This window comes from Pseudomonas sp. CHM02 (genome assembly GCF_000612585.1).
Lineage (GTDB): Bacteria > Pseudomonadota > Gammaproteobacteria > Pseudomonadales > Pseudomonadaceae > Aquipseudomonas.
Genome location: NZ_JFCA01000026.1, coordinates 1 through 17,516, shown reverse-complemented (window position 1 = coordinate 17,516; position 17,516 = coordinate 1). Strand labels below are relative to the sequence as shown.

14 protein-coding genes are annotated in these 17,516 nt (G+C 61.1%); 11 read left to right on the top strand and 3 right to left on the bottom strand.

The features are described 5' to 3' along the window. Positions 1-114 precede the first annotated feature (114 nt). Positions 115-999, top strand: coding sequence for an EamA family transporter RarD (gene rarD, locus BM70_RS0116320; RefSeq protein WP_025857004.1), 885 nt, complete (start codon positions 115-117; stop codon positions 997-999). 223 nt (positions 1,000-1,222) lie between these two features. On the opposite strand, the gene BM70_RS0116315 is transcribed toward rarD, so the two are convergent. Further along, positions 1,223-1,735, bottom strand: coding sequence for a glycine cleavage system protein R (locus tag BM70_RS0116315; RefSeq protein WP_025857002.1), 513 nt, complete (start codon positions 1,733-1,735; stop codon positions 1,223-1,225). A 267-nt stretch (positions 1,736-2,002) separates the two neighbouring features. Between BM70_RS0116315 and BM70_RS0116310 the strand changes: the two genes are divergently transcribed. Further along, the gene (locus BM70_RS0116310) at positions 2,003-4,180 is read left to right on the top strand and encodes a malate synthase G (protein ID WP_025857001.1); all 2,178 of its coding nucleotides are present in this window, start codon (positions 2,003-2,005) and stop codon (positions 4,178-4,180) included. Positions 4,181-4,230: 50 nt separating this feature from the next. Here the strand turns inward: BM70_RS0116310 and BM70_RS33115 are convergent, their stop codons facing one another. Beyond that, positions 4,231-4,659, bottom strand: coding sequence for a hypothetical protein (locus tag BM70_RS33115; protein WP_155952167.1), 429 nt, complete (start codon positions 4,657-4,659; stop codon positions 4,231-4,233). Positions 4,660-4,787: 128 nt separating this feature from the next. Continuing rightward, positions 4,788-5,234: a response regulator gene (locus BM70_RS0116305; protein ID WP_025857000.1), complete on the bottom strand. Its 447-nt coding sequence runs from the start codon at positions 5,232-5,234 to the stop codon at positions 4,788-4,790. A gap of 245 nt (positions 5,235-5,479) precedes the next feature. Between BM70_RS0116305 and BM70_RS0116300 the strand changes: the two genes are divergently transcribed. From BM70_RS0116300 to BM70_RS0116260, 9 genes are all read left to right on the top strand, one after another. After that, positions 5,480-7,414, top strand: a complete 1,935-nt coding sequence (locus BM70_RS0116300) for a putative nucleotidyltransferase substrate binding domain-containing protein (RefSeq protein ID WP_025856999.1) — start codon at positions 5,480-5,482, stop codon at positions 7,412-7,414. Next, on the top strand, positions 7,411-8,118 hold the full coding sequence (locus BM70_RS0116295; protein WP_025856998.1) for a PolC-type DNA polymerase III: 708 nt from the start codon (positions 7,411-7,413) through the stop codon (positions 8,116-8,118). Before BM70_RS0116300 ends, BM70_RS0116295 begins: the two co-directional genes overlap by 4 nt. 256 nt (positions 8,119-8,374) lie before the next feature. Then, positions 8,375-8,893 carry an RNA polymerase sigma factor gene (locus BM70_RS0116290; RefSeq protein WP_025856997.1) on the top strand — a complete coding sequence of 173 codons (519 nt, stop codon included), beginning with the start codon at positions 8,375-8,377 and terminating at the stop codon, positions 8,891-8,893. After that, positions 8,890-9,885 (top strand): FecR domain-containing protein, encoded by a 996-nt coding sequence (locus tag BM70_RS0116285; RefSeq protein WP_025856996.1) that lies wholly within the window; start codon positions 8,890-8,892, stop codon positions 9,883-9,885. Before BM70_RS0116290 ends, BM70_RS0116285 begins: the two co-directional genes overlap by 4 nt. 141 nt (positions 9,886-10,026) lie before the next feature. Further along, the gene (locus BM70_RS0116280) at positions 10,027-12,852 is read left to right on the top strand and encodes an acyltransferase domain-containing protein (protein WP_025856995.1); all 2,826 of its coding nucleotides are present in this window, start codon (positions 10,027-10,029) and stop codon (positions 12,850-12,852) included. A gap of 145 nt (positions 12,853-12,997) precedes the next feature. Next, positions 12,998-15,427 carry a TonB-dependent siderophore receptor gene (locus BM70_RS0116275; protein ID WP_025856994.1) on the top strand — a complete coding sequence of 810 codons (2,430 nt, stop codon included), beginning with the start codon at positions 12,998-13,000 and terminating at the stop codon, positions 15,425-15,427. 62 nt (positions 15,428-15,489) lie between these two features. Continuing rightward, the gene (locus tag BM70_RS0116270; RefSeq protein WP_025856993.1) at positions 15,490-16,593 is read left to right on the top strand and encodes a PepSY domain-containing protein; all 1,104 of its coding nucleotides are present in this window, start codon (positions 15,490-15,492) and stop codon (positions 16,591-16,593) included. Continuing rightward, a complete protein-coding gene (locus tag BM70_RS33350; RefSeq protein WP_177326561.1) occupies positions 16,590-16,766 on the top strand; it encodes a hypothetical protein in 177 nt (58 codons plus the stop codon). Before BM70_RS0116270 ends, BM70_RS33350 begins: the two co-directional genes overlap by 4 nt. A gap of 35 nt (positions 16,767-16,801) precedes the next feature. Continuing rightward, the gene (locus tag BM70_RS0116260; protein ID WP_025856992.1) at positions 16,802-17,431 is read left to right on the top strand and encodes a glutathione S-transferase N-terminal domain-containing protein; all 630 of its coding nucleotides are present in this window, start codon (positions 16,802-16,804) and stop codon (positions 17,429-17,431) included. Positions 17,432-17,516: the final 85 nt, after the last annotated feature.

Genomic DNA, 17,516 nt, shown 5'->3' with positions numbered 1-17,516 from the left:
GTACCGAGGTGATGCTATCGCGGGCAAGCCCGGCTCCCACAGAAAGCAGATCCCATTGCCTGAGAAATATCCTTACAATCGCGCTTTGTTAGCTGCCTAAGCAAGGATTCTGCAATGCAAGCCGCCAACCCCCGCAAGGGGTACATCCTGGGCCTGAGTGCCTATGTCATCTGGGGTCTCTTCCCGCTCTACTTCAAAGCCATCGCCAGCGTACCGGCCGCCGAGATCATCGTGCACCGTGTGCTGTGGTCGGCGCTGTTCGGCGGGTTGTTGCTGATGGTATGGAAGCATCCCGGCTGGTTCCGCGAATTGCGTGACAACCCCAAGCGCCTGGCGATCCTGGCACTCAGCGGTTCATTGATCGCAGGTAACTGGCTGACCTACGTGTGGTCGGTGAACAGCGGGCGCATGCTGGAGGCCAGCCTGGGCTATTACATCAACCCACTGGTGAATGTGGTGCTGGGCATGCTGATCCTGGGTGAACGCCTGCGTCGCCTGCAATGGGTCGCCGTCGGGCTGGCCGCGGTGGGCGTGGCGCAACAGGTCTGGCAGGTGGGCAGCTTGCCGTGGGTGTCGCTGGTGCTGGCATTGACCTTTGGTTTCTATGGGCTGATCCGCAAGCAGGCCCCCGTGAAAGCGCTGCCCGGACTGGTAGTGGAAACCTGGATGCTGGTACCGATTGCCGTGGCGTGGTTGCTGTTCAACCCATCGGCCCACAGTGCACAGATGGCATTCTGGAGTACATCCGAAGCGTGGTGGCTGGTGGCCGCAGGCCCGGTGACGCTGATCCCGCTGGTATGTTTCAACGCCGCCGCACGGCACTTGCCCTACACCGCCCTGGGCTTTTTACAGTATGTGGCGCCGACATTGGTGCTGCTGGAGGCCGTGCTGCTGTTCGGCGAACACCTGGCGCCGAGCACGCTGACCGCCTTTGCCTTCATCTGGGCGGGCCTGGTGGTGTACAGCGTGGATATCTGGTTGAGCGTACGGAAAAGCTGATCAAATAACGTACAACCGCCTGCAAGCCACAGCCCGCATGGCTTGCAGACATCCACCCCAAGGTTATCCACAACCTGATCCCCGCCATTTGTGCACAAGCCCTTGAAACTGCTCGTTTTTTGCTCAACTGGCGAAGAACCCCGGCCGGCCTGGCCTGGCGCCGGGTCTCTACAGGTTATCCACAGGCCCATGCAAGATTTCCATGCATAACCTTGTGGGCGGATCACTCCTCGTTGTGCAGCTCCACCATCAAGTCGTCCGCCAGTGTCTCCAGGGATTGCTGCAAGTCATCCAGGGACAACGTCGCCGGCACTTGCAACAGCGCCTCGGCGGTAAACAGCGGGTCACCGCTCATGGGGGCCGGGCGCACATCCGTGCTCAGGCTTCCCAGGTTCACGCCCTGCTTGCTCAACAGCGCGGTGATTTCACGCACGATGCCCGAGCGGTCATTGCCCACCAGCGTCATCACGATCGATTTGGACACCAACGCCTGGCCGGTGCTGCCCTCGCCCACCAGCACGCGAATACCATGTGTGGATAAATCCTCCAGCGCCCCCACCAGTGCCTGACGGTTCTCCGCTGGCACACTGACCCGCAGGATCCCGGCGAACTGCCCGGCCATATGGGCCATGCGGCTTTCCAGCCAGTTGCCACCGTGGGCGGCAATATTCTGCGCAATGCGTTCAACCAGGCCGGGTTTGTCGGCGGCAATAATTGTGAGTACAAGATGGTCCATGGCAACGCCCTCTGGAATTCAATCTACAAGGTGGACCCGAAGGCCCTCGATAACAAATCGTGTACCATTTTTATATTTATCTGGAACAATCTAATAGTTTTTTGAGAACATCCGGTTCTCCGCTGTGACCGTACGACCAAAGTGGGTCGCTAAACGACGTATTTAGTCTAATTTTCACAACCGCAAGTCATCATGTAGTATGCCCAACCGTGCACTACATAATGAAAATCTGAAAAAGCGCATAAGCTCCGCAGAGTGAGGCAAGCAATGACTGAACACGTTCAAGTCGGTGGCCTGCAGGTCGCCAAAGTCCTGTTCGACTTCGTGAACAACGAAGCCATTCCCGGTACCGGCATCACTGCCGACCAGTTCTGGGCCGGTGCCGACAAGGTCATCCACGACCTGGCACCGAAGAACAAAGCCCTACTCGCCAAACGCGACGATTTCCAAGCGCGGATCGATACCTGGCACCAGACTCATGCCGGCCAGGCGCACGACCCGGTGGCCTACAAGGCCTTCCTGCAAGACATCGGATACCTGCTGCCAGAAGCCGCAGACTTCCAGGCCACGACCCAAAACGTCGATGACGAAATCGCCCGCATGGCCGGCCCTCAGCTGGTCGTGCCGGTGATGAACGCCCGTTTCGCCCTCAACGCCTCGAATGCGCGCTGGGGCTCGCTGTATGACGCGCTGTATGGCACCGACGCCATCAGCGAAGCCGACGGTGCCGAAAAGGGCCAGGGCTACAACAAAGTGCGTGGCGACAAGGTCATCGCCTTCGCCCGCGCCTTCCTCGATGAGGCCGCACCGCTCAGCGCCGGCAGCCATGTCGATTCGACCGGCTACAAGATTGTCGACGGCACGCTGATCGTCAGCCTCAAGGGCGGCAGCAACAGCGGCCTGCGCGACGACGCACAGTTGATCGGTTTCCAGGGCCCTGCGGCTGAGCCGATTGCGATCCTGCTGAAACATAATGGCCTGCACTTCGAAATCCAGATCGACGCCAGCACCCCGGTCGGCCAGACCGACGCTGCCGGCGTCAAAGACGTGCTGGTGGAAGCCGCGCTGACTACCATCATGGACTGCGAAGACTCCGTCGCCGCCGTCGATGCCGATGACAAAGTGGTGATCTACCGCAACTGGCTCGGCCTGATGAAGGGCGACCTGGCCGAAGAAGTGGCCAAGGGCGGCAAGACCTTCACCCGCACCATGAACGCCGACCGCGTCTACACCGGCGTGAATGGCCAGGACGTGACGCTGCACGGTCGTTCGCTGCTGTTCGTGCGCAACGTTGGCCACTTGATGACCATCGACGCGATCCTCGACAAAGACGGCAACGAAGTGCCGGAAGGCATCCTCGACGGCCTGGTCACCAGCCTCGCCGCGACCCACAGCCTCAACGGCAACAACAGCCGCAAGAACAGCCGCACCGGTTCGGTGTACATCGTTAAGCCGAAGATGCACGGCCCGGAAGAAGCCGCGTTCACCAACGAGCTGTTCGGCCGCATCGAAGACGTGCTCAACCTGCCGCGCAACACGCTGAAAGTCGGGATCATGGACGAGGAACGCCGTACCACGGTCAACCTCAAGGCCTGTATCAAGGCAGCCAGCGAGCGCGTGGTGTTTATCAACACCGGCTTCCTTGACCGTACCGGCGACGAGATCCACACCTCCATGGAAGCCGGCGCGATGGTGCGCAAGGCGGCGATGAAGGCAGAAAAATGGATCGGCGCCTACGAAAACTGGAACGTCGATATCGGTTTGAGCACTGGCCTGCAAGGTCGCGCGCAGATCGGTAAAGGCATGTGGGCCATGCCCGACCTGATGGCGGCGATGCTCGAACAGAAGATTGCCCACCCACTGGCCGGCGCCAACACCGCTTGGGTGCCGTCGCCGACGGCGGCTGCGCTGCACGCGTTGCACTACCACAAGGTTGATGTATTCGCCCGCCAGGCCGAGCTTGCCAAGCGTGAGCGTGCGTCGGTGGACGACATCCTGACTATTCCTCTGGCCAGCAACACCGATTGGTCCGACGAAGAGGTCCGCAACGAACTGGACAACAACGCTCAGGGCATCCTGGGTTATGTGGTCCGTTGGATCGACCAGGGCGTCGGCTGTTCGAAAGTGCCGGACATCAACGATGTGGGCCTGATGGAAGACCGCGCCACCCTGCGTATCTCCAGCCAGCACATCGCCAACTGGCTGCGCCACGGCGTTGTCACTCAGGATCAGGTGATGGAAAGCCTCAAGCGCATGGCGCCGGTGGTGGACCGTCAGAACGCCGGCGACAAGCTGTACCGCCCACTGGCACCGGATTTCGACAGCAACATCGCCTTCCAGGCAGCGGTGGAGTTGGTGATTGAAGGGACGAAGCAGCCGAATGGCTATACCGAGCCGGTGTTGCATCGTCGGCGTCGGGAGTTCAAGGCTAAAAACGGCTTGTAAATGAAAAAGCCCGGTCGAGAGACCGGGCTTTATTCTTGCCAGGAGGGCTATCACTTAAAAATGAAAGTGGCTTCACCTGTGCCATTAATCGTTACTTCTTGCCCCTCACGCTCAAATTTCAAATTGATGTAGGTAATATAATTTGTATATGTATCCGGGGAGCCCGCATCTTTGGAAATAACAACAAACTTTCCAGACTGGGGCATTATGAAATAAACACCATCTTCATCTCTATAATCAATGTTTCCTCGATGCTCATCTGGATCTCGTGGAAAGCTGAACTCGTACGGTGCCTCCCGCGGAATCAACGTGCTCCCATACTCACCTGTCAACGATCCAGCGCCCGGCAGGATGACCGAGAAATGCCTCAAGCTTGCTCCGATATTAGAAGAGTTTAAAAAGCGAGCCTCTCCATCCCTGAGAATTAGAATACTTGCGTGACCGTTATTTGCTTGATCCTTAGACTTTTGAATAGACATAACCAGCTCCCATGGAGTGTATGTGGCCCTGGCCGAAGACCAGAACCCTCCAGAGCAGTAGGCTTTAGAACCGCTCGCTTGCCTACTGTGAGAATTGACAGTTCGAATATGAAAAAGACAGACGGTAGTTACTGCGCCATCCCCAACTCCCGCTTCACCATCTTCGCCAATTTCACGCTATCAATTGGCTTCAGCAAAAAATCCACCACACTCAAATGCATCGCATCAATCACGTCCGGCGCTTCCGCGTCCCCCGACATGATGATGATCGGCAGCGCCGCACGCGTGGACTCGCGCACCTGGCGAATCAGTTCCAGGCCATTGCTGGGCGCCATGCGCAGATCAGTGATCAGCAAACCGATGGAGCTGCTGGACTTCAACAAGTCCCACGCCGCCTCACCGCTGTCGGCGGTCATGCAGCGAATACCGTCCAACCCCAGGATTTCCGCCAGCAGTTCACGTGCGTCCTTGTCGTCGTCAACAATCAACACACGTTGTGGCGGTAAATCAGGCTCCAGCATCACGGCGCTCAGCGCCTCGCGCTCGGCATCACTCAAAATATCGTGGTCGGACATACGGTTCTCAGCAGTTCTAATCAATCTCCCAGCACACTCGTCAGACATCTGCGGAAGGGCGAACAATGTGCACTTCGTCGGAAAGTTTGCCTAGTGGGCGTTCCACGGGGTTTGGACGATAGTCATGTAAGGTTTTTCCCTAGGTGTGTGCCGTTTGTATCGACCTAGACTTACGTCCAATGGGCACCCGCCACGCGGGAGTCGACCATGAAGGACGATAACGACAAAAAAACGCGGTCACTGTTATGAGTAAAGCTGATGCCTTCGCACAGGCGGGAAAAACTGCTGTGTTGCAGAATATCCACGGCACCCTGCAGTTCCTGCAGCGTTTCCCGCCGTTCAACCAAATGGAAAACGCCCACCTGGCGTTTTTGGTAGAACAGTGCCAATTACGCTTTTATGGCCCCGGCGACAGCATCCTCAAACCCTCGGGCGGGCCGGTTGAACACTTTTATATCGTCAAGCAGGGCCGAGTCGTCGGAGAGCGCCCCGGGCTGAATCAAGAAGCCGCCGAAACTACCTTCGAAATCACCACCGGCGAATGCTTCCCCTTGGCCGCGCTCCTCGGTGAGCGGGCGACCCGTACCGAACACAAGGCCGCCGAAGACACCTTCTGCCTGCAATTGAATAAACCGGCGTTCATCAAGCTGTTCGCACTTTCCAGCCCGTTTCGCGACTTTGCCTTGCGCGGCGTCAGCAGCCTGTTGGACCAGGTCAACCAGCAAGTGCAGCAAAAAGCGGTGGAAACCCTCGGCACTCAATACTCCCTGAACACTCGCCTCGGGGAGTTGGCCATGCGCCACCCGGTGACGTGCAGCCCAACCACACCGCTGCGCGAAGCGGTGACACTGATGCATGAGCAACAGGTGGGCAGCATTGTGATCGTCGATGAGCACAAGGCCCCCCTGGGGATCTTCACCCTGCGCGACTTGCGCCAAGTGGTGGCCGATGGCACCAGCGACTTCAGCCAGGCCATCGACGCTCATATGACCCAGGCACCCTTCTTCCTGACCCCGGACCACAGCGCCTTCGATGCTGCGATCGCCATGACCGAACGGCATATCGCCCATGTGTGCCTGGTCAAGGACCAACGCCTGTGCGGCGTGGTGTCCGAGCGCGATCTGTTTTCCCTGCAACGGGTGGACCTGGTTCACCTGGCGCGCACCATCCGCAATGCACCGCGGGTGGACAACCTGGTGGCGATGCGCGGCGAGATCGGCCAGTTGGTCGAACGCATGCTGGCCCATGGCGCGTCGTCCACCCAGATTACCCACATCATTACGCTGCTCAACGATCACACCGTATGCCGGGTGATTGAACTGACCCTCGCCGAGAAAGGCGACCCTGGCGTGCCCTTCAGTTGGTTGTGCTTTGGCAGCGAAGGCCGCCGCGAGCAGACGCTGTACACCGACCAGGACAACGGCATCCTGTTCGACGCCAGGGACGCCGCCGAAGCGGCCGAGATTCGCGGCCGGTTGCTGCCCATCGCGCAGCAGATCAACCAGAGTCTGGCGCTGTGCGGGTTCAGCCTGTGCAAGGGCAACATCATGGCCGGCAACCCGGAGTTGTGCTTGTCGCGGGCCGAATGGGCACGGCGTTTCGCGGCGTTTATCCGCGAGGCGACGCCAGAAAACCTGTTGGGCTCCAGCATTTATTTCGACCTGCGCGTGGTATGGGGCGATGAGCGCGGTTGCGAGCAATTGCGCCAGGGCATTCTCGATCAGGTTGCCGACAACCGCTTGTTCCAACGCATGCTCGCCGAAAACGCGCTGCGCCAGCGGCCACCCGTAGGACGTTTCCGCGAGTTTGTGCTGACGCGCAAAGGTGGCGAGAAAGCCACCCTCGACCTCAAGGTGCAGGGTCTAACCCCCTTTGTCGACGGCGCGCGCCTGCTGGCCCTGGCCAATGGCATCCACGCCAACAATACCCTGGAGCGCCTGCGTCAACTGGTGGTCAAGGAAGTGATCGAGCCCCTGGACGGCGCGGCCTACGAAGAGGCTTACCACTTTATCCAGCAAACCCGCATGCAGCAGCACCAGTTGCAGACCCGTGAGAACCAGCCGTACTCGAACCGCGTCGATCCTGAAAGCCTCAACCACCTGGATCGGCGCATCCTGCGTGAATCCCTGCGCCAGGCCCAACGCCTGCAAAGCAGCCTGACGTTGCGGTATCAGCTGTGAGTTTGTTCGGCTGGCTGCGTACGAAAAAACCGGGGCTCGACAGCAGTCAACAACAGCGCCTGGAACAACTGCGCAAGCCCTCGCCGTTGGGCAACCAACCGTTGCGCAGCCAACGCTGGGTGGTGGTGGACCTGGAAACCAGCGGCCTCAACCTCAATCGTGACCAGGTGCTGTCCATCGGCGCGGTGGTGATCGAGGACGGCGCGGTGGACTTCTCCCAGCTGTTCGAGCGCACATTGCAACGCGCCGAAACAAAACTCAGCCCCAGCGTCTTGATCCACGGTCTCGGCCCCAGTGCGATTGCCGCCGGCAGCGACCCGGTGGAAGCCCTGCTGGACTTTATGGCGTTCGTCGGCGATAGCCCGTTGCTGGCCTTCCATGCGCCGTTCGATCAACACATGCTGTGCCGGGCACTCAAGGACAGCCTGGGTTATCGCCTGGCCCACGCGTTTCTGGATGTGGCCGACATCGCCCCGCTACTGTGCCCCGAAGCGCACATCCGCGAAGCCGGGCTGGATGACTGGATCAACCACTTCAACCTGCACGTGGGCGAGCGCCATCACGCCAGTGCCGATGCCCTGGCCACGGCAGAGCTGATGCTCATCCTGTTCAACCGTGCGCGACAGCAGCACATCGACACGCCACAGGCGTTGCAAGCGCGTTTGAGCCAATGGAAACGGCGTAAACACGCGCCCTCTTTATAACGCCGCTGATCCTTGTGGTGAGCGGGCTTGCCCCGCGCTGGGTCGCGCAGCCACCCCAGTAAAAACACCGCGTTCTGCCAGGCAGATCGTGGTGCCAGGTTTTGGGGCCGCTACGCAGCCCAGCGCGGGGCAAGCCCGCTCACCACAAAAGCATTCCCCTTCAAACCGACAGACGCCAATTGCGCCCACCCCACGGCTCTGACACAATCGCGAATAATTCTCGTTAGTTTAAACCTCTTGTTTATTCGGTGATGCCTTGTCGTCGATCCAGAACCCACACAGTGAGCTTGTTGGCGCGTTGTATCGCGACCATCGTGGCTGGCTGCTGGCCTGGCTTCGACGCAATGTAGCCTGCCCGAGCCGCGCCGAAGACCTGAGCCAGGACACCTTCATGCGCCTGCTCGGCCGTGACGAGTTGCGCGAACCCCGCGAGCCCCGGGCCTTCCTGGTAGCGATCGCCAAGGGCTTGCTGTTCGATTACTTCCGTCGCGCCGCGCTGGAACAGGCCTACCTCACCGAACTGATGCTGATCCCGGAAAGCGAACACCCGTCGCCGGAAGAACAGCAACTGATTCTCGAAGACCTCAAGGCCATCGACCGCCTGCTCGGCCAGTTGTCGAGCAAGGCCCGCGCGGCCTTTCTCTACAACCGCCTCGACGGCCTGGGCCACGCGGAAATCGCCCAGCGCCTCGGCGTATCGGTGCCCCGTGTGCGCCAATACCTGGCTCAGGGCATTCGCCAGTGCTACATCGCCCTGTATGGCGAGCCACAGTGACAGTGATCAGTTCCAAACCGGTCTCGGCCCGCGTGCTGGATGCGGCGATTGCCTGGCAGTTGTCCCTCGATTCGGGCGATGGCAGCGCGGTTGAACGCGAGGAGTTCGACAAATGGCTGGCCAGCGATGAAGAACACACCCGCGCCTGGCGCCAGTTGGGCATGCTCGACCAGCGTTTCAGCGCTGCCTCGGGCCCGGCGCGGGCGGCGCTGTTGCAATCGCGTGAAGGCATTCGCCAGCGCATGCGCAAGCTCGGCAGTGGCCTGGCGAGCATCGCAGTGGTCATTGGCCTGGCGTTGTTTGCCGGTGAGCGTTATGTGCCGATCCACTATTGGCTGGCTGACCAACGCACCGCCACGGGCGAGCAGCGCACGCTGAAACTGGCGGACGGCACGCTGGTCAACCTCAATACCCACAGCGCCATCGACGTGCGCTTTGATGAGAAACGTCGGCTGATCGTGTTGCAGGAAGGCGAGATTCTGATCGAGACCGGCCACAATGACGCCCGCCCGTTCTATGTGCAGACCCGCGACGGCAGCCTGCGGGCGCTGGGTACGCGGTTTATCGTCAAGCGCGAAGACCACGCCACGCGCTTGAGCGTGCTGCAATCGGCCGTGGCCGCCCAGCCCGAGGCGCTGCACCAGGAACAGATCTTCAAGGCAGGCCAGCAGGTGCTGATGCGCAGCGACGGCCTCGGCCCTGCGCTTGTCGTCACTCCCGCCACCGACGCCTGGACCCGCGGCATGCTGGTGGTGGACAACGCCCGCCTGGGCGATGTGGTCGAGGAGCTGAGCCGCTACCGCACCGGCTACCTGGGCGTGGATAAAAACGTGGCCGACCTGCGTATTACCGGCAGCTTCCCACTGCACGACACCACCCTGGCGCTCAATGCGCTGCTGCCGACCTTGCCGGTGCAGATCGAGCAGCACACGCCGTGGTGGGTCAACGTGGTCGCAGCCTCGCCTGCCGGCAATGCTGTCAGCCATAAATGAATCACGGCTATTTCGAAAAATTCCAAAAAACTGTCTTTTCTGACAGGTTCTCCCTCCCCTCTTTTACCGTCCAATAGCCGTTCGTTTTGCCCGGCAACCTGCTGGGCAACGCGCTTTCGTTAGGCTAACGAGGATGGATCCATGTCAACCCAACTCAATCCCCACCGTCAAAACTACGTTTTTTCATTTCCGGGCCAGGGCAGCAACCCTTGCGGCGCCTTGGCAGAGTTGTACCAGCAGGTCCCTGAAACCAGGCCGCGAATCGACGCCATTCTGGCAACGATCGAACACGAAGCGGCTCAGTACGAACCAGAGCCACACCCCGGGCTGGTCAGCCAGGTCCTGCTGACCCACGCGCACTCACTCCCGCTCCCGTCCGGGGTCGCCCAACTGGCGCTGTATGGCGCAGCCGTTGTGCTTGATCGGTTACTTCAGGATGCCGGCATTCGCCCCAGGCAGATCCTGGCGCAAAGCTTTGGCGAAATTGCGGCCAGGGTGTGCGGTGGCGCGCTCGACATCGCACAGGGTGCGCGTGCGGTCTGCGCCCTCAACGATGCCTATCGGCCGGAAGAGGGCCGCGGCACGATGTTGCTGATCAACCTGCCAGCCCGGGAGACTCAAGCCCTGCTTGACCGTTTCCCCGAGTTGAAGCTGGTCGTGGGTTCTGTCAATTCGCCGGTCCAGTGCATCATCAGCGGCGAGACGGAAGGCCTTGAAGGCCTGCTTGCCCGGTATGATGACAGCGCGCATCCACTGCGCCGGTTGTATATCTATTATGCATCCCACTTTCCCGGTCACGCGGCCGTCGCCTGGCGTCTGCGCGAAAACCTTCAGCCTTTGAAACTCAACCCTCTCAGTACGCCGATCTACTCAACGGTGCTAGGGCGCGCCTACGCGTCTGGCGACGACTTGCACAGCATGTTTACCCTGGGCGTCACCCAACCCACCAACCTGCCCCAAACGCTGGCGCACTTGCCCACGGATGAGCACACCGTGTTCATCGACCTTGGGGTGAACAGTGGCTTGTCTGTCTGCCTGCGCAAAAGCCAGCGCGACGCCCAGACTTACGCGCCACTTGCGCAACCCATCGACGCCCTGCGCCAACTGCTGACCAAGGCGCCTGTCGAACAGGCGGCGGTCGCAGCCTTGCGCGAGCTGGCCAACGGGCCTGTCGAGGCACAGGTACACGCGCAAATGGCGAAGATTTTCAGCGCGCCCGAACTCCATCCCAGCGCCAACCAGACCTTTCACGACGGGCATCGACACACCTACCAACGCTTGCAGCACCTGATGCGGCAACTGCCCGAAGGCATTCACGGCTTTGCGCAACCACAGTTACTGATGGCCGTGGCGACTCACGCAGCCATCAACGACCCTTCGCTGTTCATGGGCTGCGTGATTCAGCAGGGTTTGTGCATCGGTACACTTCTGGCGTTCGAGCAGGATCACCCGACTGCCATCCAGTGGCGGCGCAAACTGGAGACCGGCGAGACCCTCGGGGTTTACGCACTCACCGAGATAGGTCGCAGCAACTCCCATATGGGCGCCTGCGTCGAAGCGATATTCGAGGCCGACACGCGCACGTTTGTGCTGAATACGCCGAACAAGGCCGCGCTGAAGTTCGCCAATGTCGGGATCAATAACCTCGACAAGGTCGGTGTGGTGTTTGCCCAAGTCATCGTTGAAGGCCAGCCCTGTGGCGTATTTGCCTTTGTGCTGCCGCTGAGTGACGCCCGGGGCCCGCGCCCGGGTATTTCCATGTCGTCACCCGCGGAGATTCGCGCAGTGCCGCTGGATTACGGCCTGGCGAGCTTTGACAACGTGCGCCTCTCCTACGATGCGTGGCTGCGGGATGGCGCCTCGATCGACGCGTCCAACCACTTTCACGACCCGCTGGGCAGCACCGACCGCCGCCTGATTCGCTCACTGTTCGCGCCCAAGAACGTGTGGGCAATGGTCGGTATCGGCTTGAGCACGGTGATGCTGACCTGTTCAACCCTGGCCTTGTCCCACGCAAACCGGCGCACGACCCAGGCACGGATCGGCACCGGCACCGGCTTGCTGGCTTTTCGCACCCAACGTCGCGCGCTGTTCGGATGCCTGGCGACGGCGTATGTCATGAAAGGCTTTGCCAATGATTCCGCGCGTCTGTGGATCGAAGGCACGGCCAGCCAGGCGTCATTGCAAACAACCGGCACGGGCGACGTGACCTGGACACCGTGGGCCGCCATCAGCCAGACCCTGGCGCTGACCAAGGCCCTCTGCGCGCCAGCGGCCGAGGCGCTGGCCACAGAATGCCGATTGCGCTGTGGGGTGGCCGGTGCGCTCAACCTCAATCGCTTCGCCGACTACGAAGGCATGGCCAAGATCTACCAGGATGCCGGTGGCAATAACCGCATGATCCTGTTGGACGCGGCCAAGGTCCTGATCGGCCAGCCCTTGAGCGAACCCACCCGGCCAGACCCGCAAGGCGACCTGGATGATCCTGAGTACTGGCAGGCCATGGCGCGCACCCTGGAATATCGCTTGCTCAAGCAAGTGGCCGACCATGTTGCCCAGCACCGTGCCGAAGGCGAGGAGGACATGCAGGTCTGGAACTCGCAATTGATGATCGTCGCCCGCGCGGGTGAGGCGTATGCCCAGCGTCTGGCGATCGAGAGCGCGGTCCGGGCCGGCGCCTCACTGCCCCAGGGGCTGGCCAGGGAACTGGGAAGCGCGCTCTGCGGCCTGTATGTGCTGGAATACTTGAACAAGCACGCCGCCTGGTTCATCAGCGAGGGCCTGATGGACATCACCCGCTACCGCGCGCTTGAGGGGCGGCTCGATGCATTGAGCGACTTCCTGAGCACGCACGTCGAGTTGTTGATCGAGGCCTTTGGTCATGGCGAGGCCACGCGGGCGGCGCTTGCCAGTACCGACAACTACCCCGAGGCACTGGCCGGCAAATTGCAGTGGGCGGTCGGCTGAAACACTCAGCTGGCTTGAGGCTTGAGGGCCATGCAGTGCGAGAGTTGTGAGCACTCACAGATTTATTTTCACTTGGCCCTATCACTTTTCGATTCTCGTTCGGCACCTAGGCAATTGCGAAATATTTCCATTCAGGAGCCGCCCCATGTCCCGCACGCTAGACACCCTGTTGCGCCCCAGCCTGTTAGCCGTGGCCATTGCCCTCAGCGCCCCGCTGGCCAGCACCTCGCTGGTCGCCGCCGAACAGGCGTCCAGCGTGCGCGCCTACAACCTGCCGGCGGCGCCACTGGCCAGCACCCTGAACCAGATCGCCAGCCAGGGCGGCCTGGCGCTGACCCTCAGCCCGGCGCTCGCCGCAGGCAAGACTTCGGCACCGGTCCAGGGCCAGTTCGATGCACCGGGTGCGCTGCGTGAGGCGTTGCGTGGCACCGGGTTGCAGCTGGAGCAGAGCAGCGCGGGGACTTACACGTTGGTGGCGGTTCCGGAGGGGGTACTGGCATTGCCTACCACCAACATCACGGGGCAGGACAGCTATGAAAGCGCGTGGGGCCCGGTCGATGGCTACCTGGCCAAACGCACCGCCGCCGGCACCAAGACCGACACCGCACTGGTCGAGGCACCGCGTTCGATTTCCGTCGCCACCCGCGAGCAGATGCAGGACCGCAACGTCCAGAACCTGGATGACGCGGTCAAGTACATGCCCGGCATAGTCTCCGCCAGCTATGGCAGCGACACCCGCTACGACTGGATGCGTGTACGCGGCTTCGAACCGACCCAGTTCCTCGACGGCCTGCCACTGCCGCGTGGCGTGTATGCAAACCCGAAAGCCGAAACCTGGAACCTCGACCGCCTCGCCCTGCTGCGTGGCCCGGCCTCGTCGGTGTACGGCCAAACCCCGCCGGGCGGCCTGCTGGACATGGTCAGCCGCCGTCCCAGCGCTGAATCGAGCAATGCCATCCAGGTGCAATACGGCAGCGACAACTACCGGCAGATCAACTTCGCCAGCACCGGCAAGATCGACGACGAAGGCCAGTTCCTCTATGGCATCAGCGGCGTGGTGCGCGATGCCGGCACCCAGGTCGACCACATCGACAACAAGCGCTACAACATCGCACCGAGCCTGACCTGGAATATCGACACCGATACCAAGTTGACCTTCCTGTCGCAGTTCACCCGCGACGATACCGGCACCACCAGTCAGTTCTTACCGATCCAGGGTACCAAGATCGACTCGCCGCTTGGCGAAGTGTCCCACCATAAGAACCTGGGCGACCCGGACTACGAGTTCTACGACCGCACTTACTACGCGCTGGGCTATGCGTTCGAGCATCGCTTCAACGACACCTGGCAGTTCAAGCAAAACCTGCGCTACACCAAATCGGAACTGTCGTTCCAGCAGTTGACCGTGGGTTCCTACATCTACTCGCCGGCAGACGCAGCGGGCAATATCAGCCGCTCGACCACCAACGTTGACGAGAACATCAGCCAGTTCGCGGTGGACAACAACTTCCAGGCTGACTTCGCTACCGGCGACATCACCCACACCCTGCTGCTCGGCCTGGACCACCAGCGTACTGACACGTCCTACTTGTCGATTTTCGGGGGTGCCTCGAACATCAACATTTTCAACCCGGTCAACACCCAGCCAACCGTGCGCCCGGCGCGCTCGACGGCGTTCTACGACTACAACCAGAAAACCGTGCAGACCGGCCTGTACGTGCAAGACCAGATGGCCCTGGAGAAATGGCGCCTGACCCTGGGCGGGCGCGAGGACTGGGTGCACCAGGGCACGACGTACTTCAACAAGAACGACGCCACCAACACTGACCGCAGCAAGAACTTCAGTGGCAACGCGGCACTGAGCTATGTGTTCGACTCGGGTTTTGTGCCGTACCTGTCCTATGCCGAATCGTTCCAACCCGCGAGCAACGCCAGCGTCGACCCTGTGCTGTCGTACAAACCCACCGAAGGCAAGCAATGGGAACTGGGGGTCAAGTACCAGCCGCCGGGTTCCAACACACTGTTGAGTGCAGCGGTGTACGACCTGACGCAGAAAAACGTGCTAGTCACCAGCTTCCAGGCCGGTGGCGTGTCGGTTACCGACCAGACCGGTGAAGTGAAGGTCAAGGGCCTGGAATTGGAAGCCGTGTCCGATGTAACCGAAAACCTCAAGGTCATCGCGGCCTACACCTTGGCCAAGTCTGAGGTACAAAAAGGGCAATACAAAGGTAACCGCCTGCAACTGATGCCAAACCAGCAAGCCTCGCTCTGGACCGACTACACCTGGCACACCGGCGTACTCGACGGCTTCGGCATCGGCTTCGGTGCCCGCTACACCGGCAACACCTACGGCGACCAAGCCAACACCTGGACCGGCAAGGCCAACGCCTATACCGTGTTCGATGGCGCGGTGCACTACGACCTGGGCCGCTTGGACAACAGCCTGAAGGGAGCCTCGGTGAAGTTGAACGCCACCAACTTGTTCAACAAGGACTACCTTTCTACCTGTGATGGCAACTACTGCTACTTCGGCGACCAACGCAGCGTAGTCGCCAGCGCCACCTACCAGTGGTAATCGGCTGAGTTAACAACCAGGCCGCCTCCATGGGCGGCTTTGGTGTGTCTGAAGGCTAGAAAATGAAAAGCAAAACCATCCGCCGCTGGTCCTTTATCCACACCTGGACCAGCCTGATCTGCACGGTCTTCCTGCTGCTGCTCGCCCTCACCGGTCTGCCGCTGGTGTTTCACCACGAGATCGACCATCTGCTGGGCAACGAGCCGGAATTGGCGCAGATGCCTGCCGATACGCCGCAGTTGAACCTTGAGCAACTGGTAGCCAAGGCCCAGGCCCATCGCCCCGGCGAGGCCATGCAGTACCTGGCCCGGGACGAAGACGACAAGAACGGTGTGATCGTGATCATGGCCGCCACCGCCGGTACCGAACCCAACTCGTCCCACACCTTCATGCTGGATGCGCGCACCGGCGAGGCGGTCGAGATGCCGTCTGCAAATGGCGGGCTCACCCTGTTCCTGCTGCGCCTGCATGTGGACATGTTCGCCGGCCTGCCGGGCAAGTTGTTGCTGGCCTTCATGGGCGTTCTGTTTGTAGTGGCGATCATCTCGGGTACGGTGCTGTACCTGCCGTTCATGCGCCGCTTGAAGTTCGCCACCGTACGCCAGGACAAATCCACCCGCCTGCGCTGGCTCGACCTGCATAACCTGATCGGCGTGGTCACCCTGACCTGGGCATTGGTCGTCGGCGTGACCGGCGTGATCAGCGCCTGCGCCGACCTGATCATCGCCGCCTGGCGCCAGGACAGCCTCAGCGCAATGATCGAACCCTACCAAAACGCCCCGCCACTGACCCAACGCGCACCGGCCACCGAGCTACTGGCGATTGCCGCCAAGGCCGCACCCGGCATGGAGCCGGACTTCATCGCCTTCCCCGGTACACGTTTTTCCAGCGAGCACCATTACGCCGTGTTCATGAAGGGCAGTACCCACCTGACCTCGCACCTGCTCACGCCGGTCCTGATCGACGCCAGCACCCTGGCCGTCACCGCCATCGCCGAACGGCCGTGGTACATGGACGCCATGGGCATGTCCCAACCGCTGCATTTTGGCGACTACGGCGGCATGCCGATGAAGATCCTGTGGGCGCTGCTCGATGTGCTGACCATCATCGTGCTGGTCAGCGGGATTTACTTGTGGATCGTGCGGCGCAAGGCGGGCAAGGCATGAAGCCAAGGCAATCGAATTTCTGGAAGGTGTTTGCCATTCCATTGGGGATTGGCCTGCTCAGCGCCGCCGGGTTGTTTGCAGCATTGCTCGGCGATGGGCTGTGGGATTCGCTCAGTTGGCTCGGGTTAGGCATTCCCGCTGCAATTGGTACTTGGGCCTTGCTCAAACGGTGAGATAGATTAGCCCAGCCCTTTCTTGAGGAATGCCCATGTCCGCTCCCAGCATGACCTTGTTCCACAACCCCGCTTCACCGTTCGTTCGTAAGGTTCGCGTGTTGCTGGCTGAAACCGGCCAGCAGGACCGCGTCACCCTGCACGGCTGCATGCCGACCCCGGTCAACCCGGATGCGCAGGTGGTGCAAGGCAACCCCGTGGGCAAGATCCCGGCCCTGCGCCTGGCCGATGGCAGCGTGCTGCACGACAGCCGGGTGATCCTCGATTACTTTGACCACCAGCACGTCGGCAACCCGCTGATCCCCCGCGACGGCTCAGCCCGCTGGCGCCGCCTGACCCTGGCCTCGATGGCCGATGGCATCATGGACGCCGCCGTGCTGGTGCGTTACGAGACGGCCCTGCGCCCGGCGGAAAAGCACTGGGACCAATGGCTGGACGAACAGCGCAACAAGATCCGCCGCAGCCTCGCCGAACTGGAAGCTGACGCAATTGCCGAACTGACCAGCAACTTCGACATCGCCGCCATCAGCGTGGCCTGCGCCTTGGGTTACCTGGACTTCCGTCATCCGGATATGCAATGGCGGTTGGATAACCCGCAGCTTGCCGCCTGGTACGCCGAGGTCAGCCAGCGGCCGTCCATGCAGCAGACCCAGCCCCCTGCCTAGCAAACACCCTGTGGCGAGCGGGCTTGCCCCGCGTTGGGCTGCGCAGCAGCCCCATCAAGCAGAATGCGGTCTATCAGGTGATCCG